The organism is Tolypothrix tenuis PCC 7101 (assembly GCF_963874875.1).
GTDB lineage: Bacteria > Cyanobacteriota > Cyanobacteriia > Cyanobacteriales > Nostocaceae > Aulosira > Aulosira tenue.
This window is the reverse complement of sequence record NZ_CAWNJS010000001.1, coordinates 2,462,568-2,478,562: the sequence shown is the minus strand read 5'-3', so window position 1 is coordinate 2,478,562 and position 15,995 is coordinate 2,462,568. Positions and strand designations below refer to the sequence as shown.

General features: G+C 41.4%; 10 protein-coding genes. 3 read left to right on the top strand and 7 right to left on the bottom strand.

Annotated features, from left to right (window positions below; all coding sequences use genetic code 11):
* Positions 1-361 precede the first annotated feature (361 nt).
* The 4 genes from AACU25_RS10210 to AACU25_RS10195 are packed head-to-tail and all read right to left on the bottom strand — an operon-like array spanning position 362 to position 2,821.
* Positions 362-760: a nuclear transport factor 2 family protein gene (locus AACU25_RS10210; RefSeq protein ID WP_096575247.1), complete on the bottom strand. Its 399-nt coding sequence runs from the start codon at positions 758-760 to the stop codon at positions 362-364.
* A 21-nt stretch (positions 761-781) separates the two neighbouring features.
* Positions 782-1,789 carry a quinone oxidoreductase family protein gene (locus AACU25_RS10205; protein WP_096575245.1) on the bottom strand — a complete coding sequence of 336 codons (1,008 nt, stop codon included), beginning with the start codon at positions 1,787-1,789 and terminating at the stop codon, positions 782-784.
* Positions 1,790-1,808: 19 nt separating this feature from the next.
* Positions 1,809-1,976, bottom strand: coding sequence for a hypothetical protein (locus AACU25_RS10200; protein WP_190446117.1), 168 nt, complete (start codon positions 1,974-1,976; stop codon positions 1,809-1,811).
* Between the two features lie 50 nt (positions 1,977-2,026).
* Positions 2,027-2,821, bottom strand: a complete 795-nt coding sequence (locus AACU25_RS10195; protein ID WP_096575243.1) for an aspartyl/asparaginyl beta-hydroxylase domain-containing protein — start codon at positions 2,819-2,821, stop codon at positions 2,027-2,029.
* A 794-nt stretch (positions 2,822-3,615) separates the two neighbouring features.
* Between AACU25_RS10195 and AACU25_RS10190 the strand changes: the two genes are divergently transcribed.
* Both AACU25_RS10190 and AACU25_RS10185 read left to right on the top strand, forming a co-directional pair.
* Complete coding sequence (locus AACU25_RS10190) at positions 3,616-4,863, top strand: tetratricopeptide repeat protein (protein WP_096575241.1); 1,248 nt, start codon at positions 3,616-3,618, stop codon at positions 4,861-4,863.
* 183 nt (positions 4,864-5,046) lie between these two features.
* The gene (locus AACU25_RS10185; protein ID WP_321206915.1) at positions 5,047-5,547 is read left to right on the top strand and encodes a hypothetical protein; all 501 of its coding nucleotides are present in this window, start codon (positions 5,047-5,049) and stop codon (positions 5,545-5,547) included.
* A 585-nt stretch (positions 5,548-6,132) separates the two neighbouring features.
* Here AACU25_RS10185 and AACU25_RS10180 read toward each other — a convergent pair.
* Complete coding sequence (locus AACU25_RS10180) at positions 6,133-6,801, bottom strand: phosphoribosyltransferase (protein WP_096575237.1); 669 nt, start codon at positions 6,799-6,801, stop codon at positions 6,133-6,135.
* Between the two features lie 725 nt (positions 6,802-7,526).
* Between AACU25_RS10180 and AACU25_RS10175 the strand changes: the two genes are divergently transcribed.
* Entirely contained in the window at positions 7,527-8,954 is a 1,428-nt protein-coding gene (locus tag AACU25_RS10175) for a right-handed parallel beta-helix repeat-containing protein (RefSeq protein WP_096575235.1), read from the top strand.
* A 586-nt stretch (positions 8,955-9,540) separates the two neighbouring features.
* Here AACU25_RS10175 and AACU25_RS10170 read toward each other — a convergent pair.
* Both AACU25_RS10170 and AACU25_RS10165 read right to left on the bottom strand, forming a co-directional pair.
* Positions 9,541-10,668, bottom strand: coding sequence for a hybrid sensor histidine kinase/response regulator (locus tag AACU25_RS10170; protein WP_096575233.1), 1,128 nt, complete (start codon positions 10,666-10,668; stop codon positions 9,541-9,543).
* Positions 10,669-10,699: 31 nt separating this feature from the next.
* On the bottom strand, positions 10,700-15,946 hold the full coding sequence (locus AACU25_RS10165; RefSeq protein WP_190445844.1) for a GAF domain-containing protein: 5,247 nt from the start codon (positions 15,944-15,946) through the stop codon (positions 10,700-10,702).
* Positions 15,947-15,995: the final 49 nt, after the last annotated feature.

Sequence of the window (15,995 nt, the reverse complement as noted above, 5' to 3'; positions counted from 1 at the left end):
TCAGTTAAGCTCATTAGGGATTGATTTATCAGTTATTCAAGAAGCCAGAAGAATTGGGGGATTCTCCCCCAAACCCCCGATTGGGTGACGGTTGCGTCCCCCAAACCCCCTCCAAAATTATTACTCTGTCTTAATTTTGAATTTTGAATTTTGAATTCCGCCTTGCGGTACTAGTTTTTTGGTTTTATGATCAATTAATTTTCTTAACTGAACTGTATTTTCTTTAATAGGTAGGACTTACGCAACTTGCACAGTGTTCCTCTGGCTTAAGAGTCAAGAGTCAAAAATTGAGGTTTTTTGGACTCTTGACATTTGACCCTGGACAAACCTACACGAAAAAAATATGACACTTGCGTAAGTCCTAATAAGATTTACCATCGCTACCAAAATATTCTCGGTAGGCGCAAATTTTGTCGCCACGCACATCAAAAGAAACTGCTATACGATTTTTATAAGGTTCTCCGAATAATAGCCCTTCATCTCGAAATTCAAACACCACAGTTGTTTCATTACTGGTAACTCGGTCTAGTGAAGTTAGCGTGATACCAGGATGAAAAGACGCACTCACATATTCAAAAAATTCTTTAGCCCGTGCTTTTCCCTCATTCAAACCGTGGAATTTACCAACTGGAAACCAAAAGTTAAAATCTTCTGTCAGCATATCTAGAAATTCTTGCCATTCGCCTGTGGCTAAGGCGTGGGTAAATTTCTCAAATGCTTGTTGAGCTATTTTTAAAGTATTTTCTGCATTTTGTGTCATTGTTTTTGCAATTGAAGAATATTAAAACTTGACAACTACTTTGCCACAGTTATGACCACTGAGCAGATATTCAACCGCATCAGGAATAGACTCTATACCTTTAAATTGGGTAGGGTCAACGTTAACTCTGATTTTATTAGTGTAGAAGAGATTTAAAAGGCGATCGCGCGCCTCTGGCATATACTCACGGTAATGTGGCATTAAAAAGCCGCGCACAGAAGCAGCTTTCCAAAATAGCTGGTGATAAATGCGGGGTTGGGTAATTTGTTCTATATTCTTGGCGTATTCCGAGATAAAACCCACTACCACCAACCGTCCCCGTACTGCTAAGTTGTCAACGCAAGTATCAAACACTTGTTTGCCTACACAGTCAAAAATTAAATTAATGCCATTGGGATATTCTTGCTTGAGGACTTGGTCGAGGTTTTCTGTACGATAGTTGATAATGCGATCGCATCCTAATTCTTGGAGTAACTTTGCCTTCGCCTCAGAACTACAAGTACCAATCACATGATTACCTGCTAGCTTGGCTAATTGCACCGCAATATGGCCTGTACCACCAGCCGCCGCAGTTACCAAAACCACCTCATTACTTTTCATCTCTCCCACTTGTTCCAACGCCACCAAAGCTGATACACCTGTAGGCATGAGCGTTAAAACCTCTGGAGTTGCTTCCCGCACTTTCACCGCTAAATTAGCATCAATAACCTGATATTCTCGATAACCACCACCTCGCGCTGTACTTATTGCCGCATCACCGACTTGAAAATCTTGTACATTTTCACCTACAGCCACAACTGTTCCTACTGCTTCTACACCCAAATCAAAGGGCGGAGTTAAGTGAAAATAGGGAACCTCTCCCCGACAAAGTAAGGTGTCAAAACCACCATTAACACCAGCGAATTTGTTCTCAATTAATAGTTGATTGGCAGCCGGAATAGGAATCGGTATTTCCACAATTTCAACAGCAGATTTAAAGTCTTGATTCAGTTGTTTTGCGATTAATTTCCTGTAGGTTTTTATATTCATTTATGATTGGTATTGGTCATTAAGCATGGGGCATTGGTAATGGGTAATTGGTAATGGGTAATGGGTAATTGGTAATGGGTAATGGGTAATTGGTAATGGGTAATGGGTAATGGGTAATTGGTAATTGGTAATTGGTAATTGGTAATTGGTAATTGGTAATTGGTGTTGAGTGTTTGGAGTTTATCATTAATTATTTCTCTCCTGCTCCCTGCTCCCTGCCCCCTTGCCTCATCTCCCCTACAATGCTTTATCCCACTCTAATTGATGAGCTAAACCGTACTTGATAAAATCTTCTTCTTTTGCTTTATCGCTTTTACCAAAAACACCTAAGCTGTAAGGATTATCTTGCATTCTTTGGGCAATTTGCTCTTGTTCAAATTGGATAACTTCTGCTCTCGGTTTATCCGGTTTAAAAAAGTCGACAACCAAAACAGTCCGGTCATAATTAGTATAATTATGCGGACAATGTGGATAACTATGATCTAAAATCAAAAACTCACCTTCATGCCAATAAAGCTGCTCATGGCAGATTTTCATCGCCACATCTCCCTCGGGAACTATCAAACCTAAATAGCCCCGATTCATGTGCGGGTTATAGTTTACGTGCAGCTTGATATCCAAACCTGGATGAAATGTACCAAAATAAGCGTTTCTAATAATATCCTCATTGCTAAAGTTAACTTTTTCTATTACCTTAGCCAAGTTAGGAAAGTATTTCTCTCTGATTTCCAACGCTTTAGCTGATGCATCATTTGTCCCATAATCGGGATATTTTATGTGATGTAGTTTGATATATTCTTCTATAAAAAGACCTTGGAACAATATACCAAAAGCACTATATTTGGAATTGCCCTTTGTTTTAATAGTTTTACTTTTAGGGCCTAGCACCTCATAAGTAAATTTTATTTCTTCAGGAGATGCGTTATTAATAAAATGTTTAAACTCATCTCTAATTACTAGCCAGTTATCTTGTAAAGTTTCTAGGAAGGGAAATTCTGCTGAGTTTAAATGGTACTCATTAAAGGTTTCCATTATTTTTACCCCTGATAATGAATGAATAAAATCTTTTACAGCGATTTTGAATGGGTATAAGCTCTGGGTTATTTAATTTACATATTAGCTAAAAACCACAATCTTGTGAGATTGGCAAGTTTCTACGCTCATCATCTAATTTCAATACCGATGAGCTGACTAAAGCTGTGGTGCTGCAAAAAAAAATACAAGAATTTGCGATCGCACCTGCTAAACCTGTTGAATATGTTGTATAAAATTTTAAAGTGCGTAGACTGGACAGGCTGAAGGAAAAAAATGAGACATTGTAAATGTCTCCCAATCTACAAAAAATTTGACTCTAAAATAAGCAAAAAACGCCCAGGAGTGTTGCCGTGTTTCCACCCTAGGCGCTTTTTGTTTTAACTTGCTCCTCACACACAACTAAAGAATATCACCTGTCTTTATTAGAGTCGGTATTCTAGATAACAATTAGAAAATCTTTTAATTATGTTTTCGGAATTGGTGTTGGGTGTTGGTAATTTCCCCTTATCCCCCATCCTGCGGGAAGCCATCCTTCGGATACGCTACACGTAGATTGCTTCTCCGCAGGGGTACAAATCGGGGAACCCACCCAAAGCACGGCTTCTCCTACCTGATCAGTCTGAAGTTATGCAACGGGGAAATTTGTCTTGCCATTTTCATTGTTACTGTGACATACTCAGGAACATAAATACACTATTCCGACCGATTTAATGTACTTTATGGTTACCCAACCAATTGAAGGGTTACCAGCGTTTTAACGTGACTGCCGATCGCCATCCCAGGAAAGAACTATGCTAGAAGACGCTCAAGGACTTGAAGTTACAACAGACTCAAAAGCCGCGATCGCAGCTATTAACAGCTTTATCGATCAAGCCCTCAGTTATGGCAAAGAGGCGGAAGCGGTAATTCACCAAGGGATTGCAGCTGATCCCAACTGTGCAATTATTCGTGCTTATGCAGCTGCTTATTATCTTTCTCAGGAAAATGCTCAAGCTTGGAAGCAAGCCAAGCCGCACCTGCAAGTAGCGCAACAGCAACTTACAAAAATCACCGATAGAGAGCAGTTGTATGTGCAGGCGATCGCAGCTTGGGCGGAAGCGAAAATTGAGCGGGCGATCGCTATCCATGAAGCGCTTACCGAAAAATATCCCCGTGACTTAATTTCTGTACAGCAAGGGCAATATCACTACTTTTACTTGGGCGATCAACAGAGATTGCTGGCGATCGCGCAAAAGGTATTACCAGCAAATCGCGACAATCATTATCTATACGGTATGGTGGCATTTGGTTTAGAACAATGCCATCGTTTGCCAGAAGCAGAAGCAATGGGGCGAATAGCAACCTCTATGAATCGTCACGATCCTTGGGCGCATCATGCTGTGGCTCATGTGATGGAAACTCAAGGACGAATTGACGAGGGAATTGCTTGGATGGAAAGCCTGGCTGATACTTGGGAAAACTGCAACTCTATGCTTTATACCCATAATTGGTGGCATATAGCGCTTTACTATTTAGAGCAAGGTAACGCCGCGAAAGTCTTAGCACTTTACGATAGCCATGTTTGGGGACGCGCACAGAAATCCTCGCCTAAAGATCAGGTAGGTGCGATCGCTTTATTGTTAAGACTAGAGTTGCAAGGGTTTGATGTAGAACAGCGCTGGCAGCAGTTAAGCGCTTACTTACTACCTCGCCTGCATGAACACGCTTTACCCTTTCAAGATTTGCACTATATCTATGCATTAGCGAGAGCAGAACGTCATGACTGGTTAAAGCAGATGTGGGAGAGTTTGCAGCAACATACCCTGAAGATTAACCCATTTCTGCGGCGACAATGGTCGGAAATTGCCATTCCTTGCGCTAGAGGGATGATTGCCCACGCTAAAGGTAATTACTCAGAGGCAGTCAATCAACTTCAACCTGTACTACCAAAATTGTCTCAAATAGGGGGTAGCCATGCCCAAAGAGAATTATTTGAGCAGGTTTATCGAGATGCTTTGTCGCGAACTCAAAAGCCAGCGAGTAATCTCTTGTCAGCCTGATTAGTTAAACCTCGTCACAGATCCCGAACTGGAGTGTTCCCAACGAGAACAGAGGCAAATATTATCAAAAACTCAGCAGACTCTAATTTTTCAGTCAGCTTGATCTCAGATTAATAACTCAATCTATTAATTACAGGCTCTTGATTGACATCAAGCTCTTGGTAATTGAAGAACGAGGTTATTATGATGAAAAAATTAATTGGTAGTACTTTATCTGCTCTCATCCTCACTACATCTGCTGCCGCTATAGCTACACCTGTTAAATATGAACAACTAAATACACAGGCACAATCTCAAATAGCATATCAAATTAATGTTCCCCACATTACTGGTTCTGGTGTTCGTAATAATGCTCACTTTATCCAAGTTGCCGTAGTTGGTATGTCGCTGCAAGATTTAATGATATCTCTACCAGACCAAATGGAACGTTTTAATAGTATAGAGATTACAGATCAATCAGGTAAACAAATTGCTGCCAAAACAGAGATTAGTAAAGAACGTATAGCAATCACCTTTGAGCAACCTGTAACTTCTGGTGGTGTGGTAGAGGTAAATCTCACAGGTATACGAACCAGGAGTTCAGGCGTAAGAACACTGCTTTATGGTGTAACTGGCCAAAGAGTTGGCTTAAAAGGAGACATTCCAATTGGAACAGCTAGAATAGATCTCCTCGATCAAAGCTAAATTAGATACTCTCTTTGCATGGTGGTGAGTGTCTGGAACTACAAAACAAAATAGGTTAAAAATTAGAGATTACATATCTCAGATTGCATCAAAATCTTATAGGGTAGGCATTCTACCTACCCTAATCGTGCAACATAAATGATTGTTAGTTAACGATTGAGTCTTTAGACAGAGGTATTGAGAAATTGTATTGTTTAATCTGCAATAAATACAGTGTTGTGTACTTAATCGTAACTCGGCGTTTTTTCTGCTGCTAACTACGAAGCGGTAACAACAACATAATTCAACTGTAGGAATAAAAATAGAATGCGGCTGAATTTAGTTTTATTTTGGATAAGTTTATCCTTCGTGGTTGTAGGAGTAATTATGCTGCTGCTCCAAAGCTCAATCGATTTTCATTCGTCATGAGTTTGCTCAATAAACAAGAGAATTTTCTTTATTTGATTAATATAATACCAACTTGAAAAAAGAATGAGAGAAATGATAAGGGTACAACATTTTTGTACCCTTATCAATAATTTATTTCTTGCAAGCATTCTGATAATTGGTATAATTTTTAGAATTAGGGCGGAATTATTCTCTTTCTCAAAGTGAAACAGAATAATTGCTAGCAGATGAGTGCTTCGCAAGCAGATAGCGCACTTCTTCATCGGTAGTTTGTAAAAAGTTTTCGTACCATAGACCAACTGCACACATTTGCTCTGGTATTTTCAAACAAACTACTTCATCGACTATCTTCTGCAATTGTTCACAAGTTTCAGGTGGTGCAACTGGAACTGCTACAATCATGCGCTTGGGTTGTTGGCGTTGCAATATAGTAATAGCAGCACGCATGGTTGAGCCAGTAGCAATACCATCATCCACAACAATGACTGTGCAATTTTTGACATTAACTGGAGGGCGATCGCCTCGATAAGCGCGATCGCGACGCTGTAATTCTTGAAATTCATCAGCAGTTACTTGCTCAATCGTCTCAGTGGAGATGGCTAAAGAGTTTACAACATCATAATTCAATACCCGAATACTTCCCGATGTGATTGCACCCATTGCCAATTCTTTGTGCCCAGGTACACCCAGTTTTCTTACTAAGCAGATGTCTAATGGAGCACCTAGTGCCTTTGCTACTTCATACGCTACTGGTACACCACCACGAGGTAAGCCTAAAACCAGCAAATTTGGGCAACCAGTATAGGCTGTTAGTTGTTTACCTAACATCTGACCAGCTTCTAAGCGGTTACGGAATTTTGTAGACATAATTATCACCTCCATAGGGTGAAAGCGATGCATCGTTAAATTCTGTGCAATATACAGAAGATGACCCAATCTACTATTGGCGATATTGTTGACTGCAAAGGCTTACCGATAGAGCTTGTACCAAATTTTTCTAATAATTCCTTGCAGTACTTATATACTCTCTATAAACGTCTTTGACTATATTTATTGCTATGGGCTGTTAAACAAGATTGAAATTACTAGCGTGCTATTAATTTTGGTTACAAACAGCAAAATAATAATAGATATTCTTTGCACATAACTCTATTGTCTCATCCTTCCCAATATATATGGCAGTCCTCAATCATTTGTAAGAATCTATAGGTATTTGAAATTTGTTCTCCTTTTCCCAATTAGCAATTATCCATTACCCAGTCCCCACAATTGTGCCAGGTTCAAAAGTGGCATAGGTTGATCGGATGGTATAAAAACAGATGGTATTCTAGGTCAGGTTTACAACAGCGGTTTCACCTAGATAATCGCATCCTAAGTAAACGCGAATTTGGTTGCAAAATTGGCTAACTTAAAAACCATCATCAGTGGGAGATGTGGCGAGGCTCAGAATTTGGGCTGAGAGCCTTTGAATGAATTAGATAGGCATCTATGCGATCGCAAATATTTGTGAAACGGTAATTTGTAGATTTCCGTTTATTCATTGCCAGGAGTGTGCTACTCAATTCATCAAACACCTTAGGAGTCGCATTATTATGTTTTTGGATCAACCGGTTGCAATCACTCAACCTGTTAACCTTGGCAATGCTGCTAAGTTACAAGCTGAATATGCTGATAACGCAGATTTATCTACAGCAAAACTGACAAATACTCAAAATAACTCAACTACAAAACTCGCTCTCAGTAATACTGGTAATACCTACTTTGTTTCTGGAACTGGGAACGATAACAATAATGGACTGAAGGAAAGTAGTGCATTTCGGACGCTGCAAAAGGCAGCAGACTTGGTAAAAGCAGGCGATACAGTTTACATCATGAATGGGACTTATACGCAAGCTAACCCTAACCAAGAAATTATGGTGATTAATAAAAAACAAGGTACGCCGAATGCACGCATTACCTTCAAAGCCTATCCTGGACACAGCCCTTTCATCAAATCGCGCAATTGGACTGCTATTAAATTGCTTGGGTCTTCTTACATCACCATTGAGGGTCTGACCTTAGAGGGCAACAACGACAATATCACATTGCAGTATGCACAACAGCAAAAATACAATTACAACAATCCCCAGACAGCAGGTAATGGAATTGAAATTCGTGACTTTTCCCACCATGTGATCATTCGGAACAACAGAGTTTCTAAGTTTGGTGGGACAGGAATTAGTTCCATCAAAGCAGACTATCTCACATACGAGAATAATGTGGTTTTTCAGAATTGTTGGTATAGTCCTTGGGGCGCAAATCCTATGGGGATGATGTACAACTGGAATTCTGACAACAATACCAGCCAATATAAAATGATTATCCAAGGTAATACGCTTTACGACAATAAAAGCTTAATTCCTTGGAAAGATGCAGGAAAAGTCACTGAAGGACATGGAATTATCATAGATGATTCACTAAACACTCAACAGAATTCACTGCATCAACGTTATCAAGGCAAAACTCTGGTTGCAAATAACGTTGTTTATAGAAACGGTGCTGCTGGTATCCATGTATATAGTAGTGCCTATGTTGATGTGGTCAACAATACAACCTATCAAAATGGGCAATATCCTGATACTCAACAGTATGGAGAAATTTCTGTAATTGAGTCCGATCAAGTGAAAGTGTTCAACAACATTATGTATGCTCGCAAGGACGGAGAAGTAAACAACGTTGCGAAATCTAAGAATTTTCAATACGCCTATAACCTTGTTTACAATTCCTCCAAATTTAACGGTTCGCTAACACAAAATCTGGTGGGAAAAGACCCACTATTTAGCGATCCAACCAAGGCTAATTTCACCCTCAGATCTGGTAGTTCGGCGATTGATACTGGCACCAAGACTTTCAATGGTGTCAATGCACCAACTATTGATAAGCTAGGCTTAAACCGTCCGCAAGATGGAGATGGTAGAGGTGGTGCGATTATAGATATAGGTGCATTAGAAGTCGCTGCCAAAGCTGCTTTCGCAAGGTAAATCCTACCATTTTGAAACAATAAAAGGACAGATGAGTAGGGGCATGGCAGCATTAAGATAATTGCATATTCCCAAAGATTTTGGTTGCCATGCCCTAACAGAGAATTCAATACTTGTCGGTTAAGGGGAAAAGGGGAAGACAAAACCTTTAACTCTTAACCTTTCTCCTGCGGAGATGCTACGCGTAGCTTCCTTAAGAGGATGTTTGAAAAGTCTGTAGTAGTGTATCAAATATTTTTACCCCACCCTAGCCCTCCCCTTAGAAAGGGGAGGGAACTGGATTTTCCGGTCTCCCCCCTTGACAAGGGGGGATTAAGGGGGGGTAAAAGTGCAATTAAAATCACAGGGAAAAACTTTTCAAACAACCTCTAAGCGCAGGGGTACACCTTTTACCTAAACCAAATTAAGAGTTGAAAATCATTAACCGAGATAGATAAATTCTTTGTAAGGGCACGGCATCCATAATCTTTTGGCATATCAAATATCTTACTGGTGCCGTGCCCCTACTCATCTGTCGCGTTCTTTTTTCAAAATGGTATAACGTACCCTACAATTCTAAATAAATAAAATATGATTGCTATATTTGCTATTGATGATGTAGGGGTAAGGCAATTTGAACTGTTGTTTCCTGTTGATAAATACTGGTAATTGAGAAATTACCACCACAAATTTCGACAATTTTTTTGACTAATTTTAAGCCCATGCCTATGCCTTGCTGTTCATAGGTTTTGCGTTCAAATTGCATGAAAGCACCGATTTTGGAAATCTGTTCTGCTGTCATTCCTCTACCTAAATCATGGATATAGAGATTCAGCATTTCTTTGTTGATCTGAGTGCTAATTTTGATGGCTGTAGCAGTTTGGGAGAATTTGAGGGCATTATCGACTAATTCATGGAGGATAATTTCTAAATATTGCTTTGAAATAGATACCTCAGCTTCCTCAATTGCAAATATTAAATCGTCACTGCGCTGAAAACTTTGGGCATGAGATTGCAAAGCGGGGGCGATCGCATCCTGGGAAAAGTAAGTTGATTGCGGTTCGATGTTTTGCGGCTGCTGTGCTAATAACTCTAGTTCTAAATAAATCAGGAATTGTTTGGTTAATTTTTCTAAGTTGCGGGCGGATTTATCTGCCAAGCTTAAAAATTCCCGGATTTCGGCAGGATTCATATTCTCAAGATCATCCATCAGCAATCTGACGATGCCAACAATGCCATTGAGTGGTGTATTGAGTTCGTGGGGTAAAGCAGTAGCTAAGTTACCGCGCAGTTCATCAAGAGTGCTTTCTAAAACTTTGATGGTATTGGCTTGAATATGAGATAAACTTTGGATTTTGTCGTATTGTTGCTTAATCCTTAGCATTGCATGAACCCGGGCGCGCAGTTCCACCGCGTTGACAGGTTTGCTAATAAAATCTTCGGCACCAGCTTGTAAGCAACGTGCTAGGTCTTCTTTACCCGTGAGCGCTGTCACCATAATAATGGGGACTGGTTGCCATTGCGGTATGGCTTTAATTTGTTTACAGACTGTTATACCATCTGTTCCCGGCATCATGACATCAAGCAAAATGAGATCTGGCTGAAATAGGTTGAGAGATGCGATCGCTTCTTTTCCACCAGATGCATAATGCAGTATGTAATCTTGCTGACTTAAAAATGCTTCAATCACATCAAAGTTATCAGGTTCATCGTCAATGACTAAAATCGATGCCATAAAGGGAACAGGGTAAAGAATGTTTAATTATTTAGGTACTTAATAGCTGTTGAATAGTAGTAGCCAATTGCTTGAGTTTAACAGGTTTACTTAAGTAGTCATTGGCTCCGGCGGCAATGCAGCGATCGCGATCGCCATTCATGGCTAATGCGGTGAGTGCCACAATGGGAGTATTAACTAAGTTGGGATCGAGACGAATGAGTTTGATGGCTTCTAAACCATCCATCAAGGGCATTTGAATATCCATCAAAATTAAATTAGGGCACTGAGTTGTTGCTAACTCAATCGCTTCTTTACCATTATTTGCTAACAGAATGCGGTAGCCTTTAGCTTGGAGGTAGCTAGAAACTGTACTGATATTGGCTTCGTTATCTTCCGCAAGCAAAATTAGCGGACTGGCATGGTCAAGGTTTGAGCAAACAAATTCTGGAGTAACATCAGGTTGAGTATCTTCTACAACGGTCAAAACTGGGGTATAGGGTAACTCGATGGTAAAACAACTACCTACACCTAATTCGCTACTTAGCCCCACTCTACCGCCGTGTAGTTCTACAATGCGTTTCACTAATGCTAGCCCCAAGCCTGTACCCGCGTATTGACGATTTAAAGCGCTATCAATTTGGATGAAAGGCTTAAATAGTTTGTTGATATTTGCTTGGGCGATGCCGATACCTGTATCTTTCACAGCAATTTGTAAAAAATGTTGCTCAAGAGAATTGTTAGCGATGTCAGGGGCAAGTTGGTTAACTTCTAGGGTAATTTGTCCCCCTTCTGGGGTGAATTTGACTGCATTATTGAGTAAGTTAATTAATACTTGACGAATGCGTCGTTCATCTACTATTAGGTTTGGTAAATTTTGCGGAATTTTAGTTTCTAGCTGGATGCGTTTTTGCAATGCCTGTTGTTTGATAAATGCCAAACTAGATTGGCACAGATTTGTGATGGAAATTGAAGTGTAATCAAGCTTAATCTGTCCAGCTTCAATTTTTGCTACATCCAAAATATCGTTGATCAATTCCAGCAAATGAGAGCCGCTACGCTCAATGGTGTCTAAAGCTTTGAGTTGTTGCTGATTGATGCTGCCAAAAACTTCGTCTTGTAGCCCTTCAGTCATACCAAGAATGGCATTGAGAGGGGTACGAAGTTCGTGACTCATGTTAGCTAAAAATTCATCTTTGAGGCGGGTAGCGCGGGCGAGTTCTTCGTTAGAAAATGCTAGCTGTTGATTGATTTCCGTGAGCTTGGCTTCTGCTTGTTGACGTTCAGCGAGTTCTTGCTGTAATTGCTCAAACAGATTCGCTTGTTGAATTGCGATCGCTAACTGGTTGGCAATTTGTTGCAGAATTTGGGCTTCCGAGTTTTTCCAGACTCTTCTTTCCTGGCAAGCATGAACAACTAAAATTCCCCACAGCTTATTTGTTGCCCAAGGAGATACCCAGCGATGATTTTGGTTACGCACTTCTTGTAAGATGGGTGCCACAATTTTAGATTTGATTTGTCCTTCCTGGGAATATCCCACCAAGCAATGCGTCCAGATATCATTCATCACATCGGGAACGATGCGGGGCTGACCTTGCCAGTAAAAATCAAGGATGTCTTGAGACCAAACTTCGTTATCCCAGTGGCGGTTTTTGAGGCTGACAAATTCAGCAGATACAGCTTCTTCTGCAATTTGACTTCTGCCATTCGCAAACAGCCGAAACACGATGACGCGATCGCAATGCATTAAATCTTTCACCTGTTGAGTTACCGTTGCCAGAATTTCGTTGAGATCTAAAGACTTGCGAATTTGTTCAATAATTGCTCCTAGAGTTTGCTGTCGCCGCAGTTGCAGGGCAATTCTGGCTTCAGCTTGCTGGCGCACCAATAGTTCCGACTGATTTTTTTCGTAGAGACTTGCTTGTTGAATTGCGATCGCCAACTGGTTGGCAATTTGCCGCAATAATTCGATTTCCCATGTTGTCCATGAATGAGGTCGATGATTGTGATACATCGCAAATAAACCCCAAAGTGATTCATTCACGAAGATGGGTGTAATTACATAAGCTTTGGCTTGAAACTGTTGCAACAGTTCAATATGGCAAGGCTGTAAGCCAGCTTGATCAATATCAGCAACCACTAGGGTTTCATAATTTTGAAATCGGCCGCCCTCCGTTTCTTGAAGATAGGTATCTTCCCAAACTTTTTTCACCTGAGATCCCACAAGTTTGACCCAATTAGCAGTTACAGATTCCGCGATAAATTCACCACTCCAATTTGGTTGAAAGCGGTAAAGCGCTACCCGATCTACTCCTAATACTTGTCTTACCTCAGTCACTGCTGCATTGATAATGACCCCAATATCTAAGGATTGGCGAATAGTTTGGGTAATATTCCAGAGCAACTGTTTATGTCTGGCCTGCTGTTGCAGTTGCATCTGTGCTTGTTCGCGTTCCCACAATGCAGCTTTTTGTTCGCTAATATCTACCACTACACAAATAGTTTGACGATCTGAGCCTGGGAGCATAGCCACCCCCAGCAACACAGGAATCTTGCTGCCATCCTTGCGGTAATATTCTTTTTCCCAAGGATTCATCGCGCCATATTGACTCAGATGCTTCAGCGCTGCCACATCAGCAGAGGTGTATTCGGGCGGTGTGATGGCTTTCCAATTCATAGCCCCAGCATTTAACTCTTCCCTGGTATAACCCAGCATCTGCAAGAAGCGATCGTTAGCATCAAGAATATCCCCTTGAAAATCGGCAAATAGCATCCCGACGACATTGGAATCAAACATCCGCCGGAAGCGTTGTTCGCTACTATGTAGGGCCAGTTCTGCGCGCTTGCGATCGCTAATATCAAAGTGAACTCCAATCATTTTCTGGGGGTTTCCCTGGGAATCTCGTACCACCACCCCATAAGCTTTGATGAAGTAGATACTGCCATCTAAATGCACAACCCGAAACTCAGTATCATATTCTGCTTGTCCTAAAACTGCTTGCTGGAGCAATGTTTCGGTCGGTTTCCGGTCATCTGGATGTAACTTGTTTGTCCAGGTATCGTAGATTATATGGGAATTAGATTGTGGAGTGACTCCATACAGCTCATACATCCGTTCATCCCAAAGAATGGTGTTCTGTAAAATATCCCACTCCCAACAACCAATTCCCCCAGATTTAAGCGACAAGGCCAGGCGTTCCGAGATTTTCTGGAGTTCTACTTCTCGCGCTTGTAATTCTTCAGTCCGCTGTTCTACCCTTGCTTCTAAGTCCTGATTTAAGCGATGTAGTGCATCGTTTGCTGCTATCCGCTGCAATTCTGCGGCGGCTCGTGCGGCAAATACCTGGAGAATAGCGATCGCTTCGTTATATTTAGGCTGTGATAAGGGCTGTTTATCGAGAATGCAAAGATTGCCAATTGTATTACCAAGATTGTCTTTTAAAGCAATACCTAAATAGCTATCTGCCTGCATTGTCTGCAAGGCTAAATTATCAGGAAAGATTGTTTGCAGTTGGCTTTGGCAGTAAAATTCCCCGTCTCTAAGACTATGTTCGCAGGGAGTTTGAGCTATATGGTAGGAAATAGCTGGCTGTAAGGCTCCATTTTCCCAGAATCCCAGACTATAGAGTTTGTCACCCACCAATTCGTTGACAAGGGCACAGCAGACATTTAATGCTTCAGCAATGTGGCTCACTAGGGCGGGAAAAAAGTCATCTCCCGTAACCGCCGCAGTTCCGGTTACCAATTTTTGCAGTGTCATTTCCGCCCGTTGGCGATCGCGCAGTTGCTCTTGTAATTGTTGGTGGATAGTAGCTTGCTGGAGAGCAATCTCTAAATGTACTGATAAAGCTTGCAGCAGTTCAACTTCTGATTGTTGCCACTCACGGGTTTTGTCGCTTTCGGAGACATTTAGTAAGCCCCAGAGTTCACCGTTACACAACAGAGGTATCAAAATTTTGGCGCGAATCTGGAGACTGATCAGCATCTGTCGATGACAATCAGTCATTTGGGTTGTGTATATATCTTGAACTACGCGAATCTGCCCATAACGGTAATTTTCTCGATAATCTTTCTGAAAACAGCCATCTTTGATGCATCTGCCTATCAAAGATAGGGCAGAATTAGTCGATTCTGCCACAACTGCGGCGGGCCCATCCTCTTCAAATCGCAAAATGATGACGCGATCGCAACCTAGAAATTGCCGTACCTGCTGCACAGTAGTTTCGAGAATGGTTTGCAAACTCAAAGATGAGCGAATTTGCATGGCAATATCAGATACCAGTTGCGCCTGTTCTGCTTTAGTCTTGAGGGCGGTGGTGCGGGCTTCTACTTGCTGCTCTAATTCCGCAGTTCTAGCTTCTAGGAGTTGTACTTTTTCTGTCTCTAGTTGTACTACTTTCTTTTCCAAAACCTCCGCTAGCTTGTATAGTTCCAAGGGGTTAAGGGCTTGCAGCAAACTGCTTTGAGTCAAAATCCCTAATAACTCTCCCTGCTCACCTGTCACCGCCAAGCGCCGAATTAAGCGCTGTTCCATGATCTGTTGCACCACCAACAGCGAATCTTCAGGTTTTACGGCAAAAATTGGCGTACTCATCACCATGTGAGCGCAACAGGTTTCCAGGTTCAAGCCTAAGGCGTGAAATTGCACAATATCCCGCTCAGTTAAAATTCCCACGGGGATTTTGAGTGGTGCAGCTTCGCTACCACCAGTTTGGACAATCATGACAGAACTGACACGATGGGCTGTCATCAGTTGCGCGATCGCCAATATCGAACTATCTGGCGCAGCACAAATCACTTCACGACTCATTACCTCAAATGCCAAACGCAAGCGCAAAAGATTGATAGCACGAGAAGATTGTCTCAGAGTTTCATTGGTGAGCAAGCCCACAACGAGATCTTGCTCATCGAGGATAGGTAAGTGGCGAATGTGGTATTGTTGGAGCAAATTCACCGCGAAAAATACATCAGTAAAGTCAGACTCATGCAGAGCAATGACTGGATGAATCATCACTTCCCGAATCGCCAAATTCTCTAAAGGACGCTGCTGGGCGCACAAGCTTACTACATCTCTTTCTGTGAGAATACCTAATAGTTTGTTATCATTTACTACTAAAACACAGCTGGCTCTGGCATTGAGATGAAGTTCATCCACTTTAGCGGCATCACAAACAGCCTGCACACCGCTCATGAGAGCGATCGCTTCTATCACCAGAGTATCTAGTCCAACTATTAAAGGATTGCGGACAATTGCAGATTTTAATTCTGAGGTAGTGAGAGCTTTTGTGTGCTTAAACATTTGAGCCTTGCGCTTGCACGTTTTTCAATTGAGCAATTTATTTACGCTT

Excerpts from the sequence above, each read along its gene's own strand:
- AACU25_RS10170 (WP_096575233.1), bottom strand. The coding sequence starts at position 10,668 with ATGGCATCGATTTTAGTCATTGACGATGAACCTGATAACTTTGATGTG.
- AACU25_RS10200 (WP_190446117.1), bottom strand. The coding sequence starts at position 1,976 with ATGATAAACTCCAAACACTCAACACCAATTACCAATTACCAATTACCA.
- AACU25_RS10195 (WP_096575243.1), bottom strand. The coding sequence starts at position 2,821 with ATGGAAACCTTTAATGAGTACCATTTAAACTCAGCAGAATTTCCCTTC.
- AACU25_RS10185 (WP_321206915.1), top strand. The coding sequence starts at position 5,047 with ATGATGAAAAAATTAATTGGTAGTACTTTATCTGCTCTCATCCTCACT.
- AACU25_RS10190 (WP_096575241.1), top strand. The coding sequence starts at position 3,616 with ATGCTAGAAGACGCTCAAGGACTTGAAGTTACAACAGACTCAAAAGCC.
- AACU25_RS10210 (WP_096575247.1), bottom strand. The coding sequence starts at position 760 with ATGACACAAAATGCAGAAAATACTTTAAAAATAGCTCAACAAGCATTT.
- AACU25_RS10165 (WP_190445844.1), bottom strand. The coding sequence starts at position 15,946 with ATGTTTAAGCACACAAAAGCTCTCACTACCTCAGAATTAAAATCTGCA.
- AACU25_RS10205 (WP_096575245.1), bottom strand. The coding sequence starts at position 1,789 with ATGAATATAAAAACCTACAGGAAATTAATCGCAAAACAACTGAATCAA.
- AACU25_RS10180 (WP_096575237.1), bottom strand. The coding sequence starts at position 6,801 with ATGTCTACAAAATTCCGTAACCGCTTAGAAGCTGGTCAGATGTTAGGT.
- AACU25_RS10175 (WP_096575235.1), top strand. The coding sequence starts at position 7,527 with ATGTTTTTGGATCAACCGGTTGCAATCACTCAACCTGTTAACCTTGGC.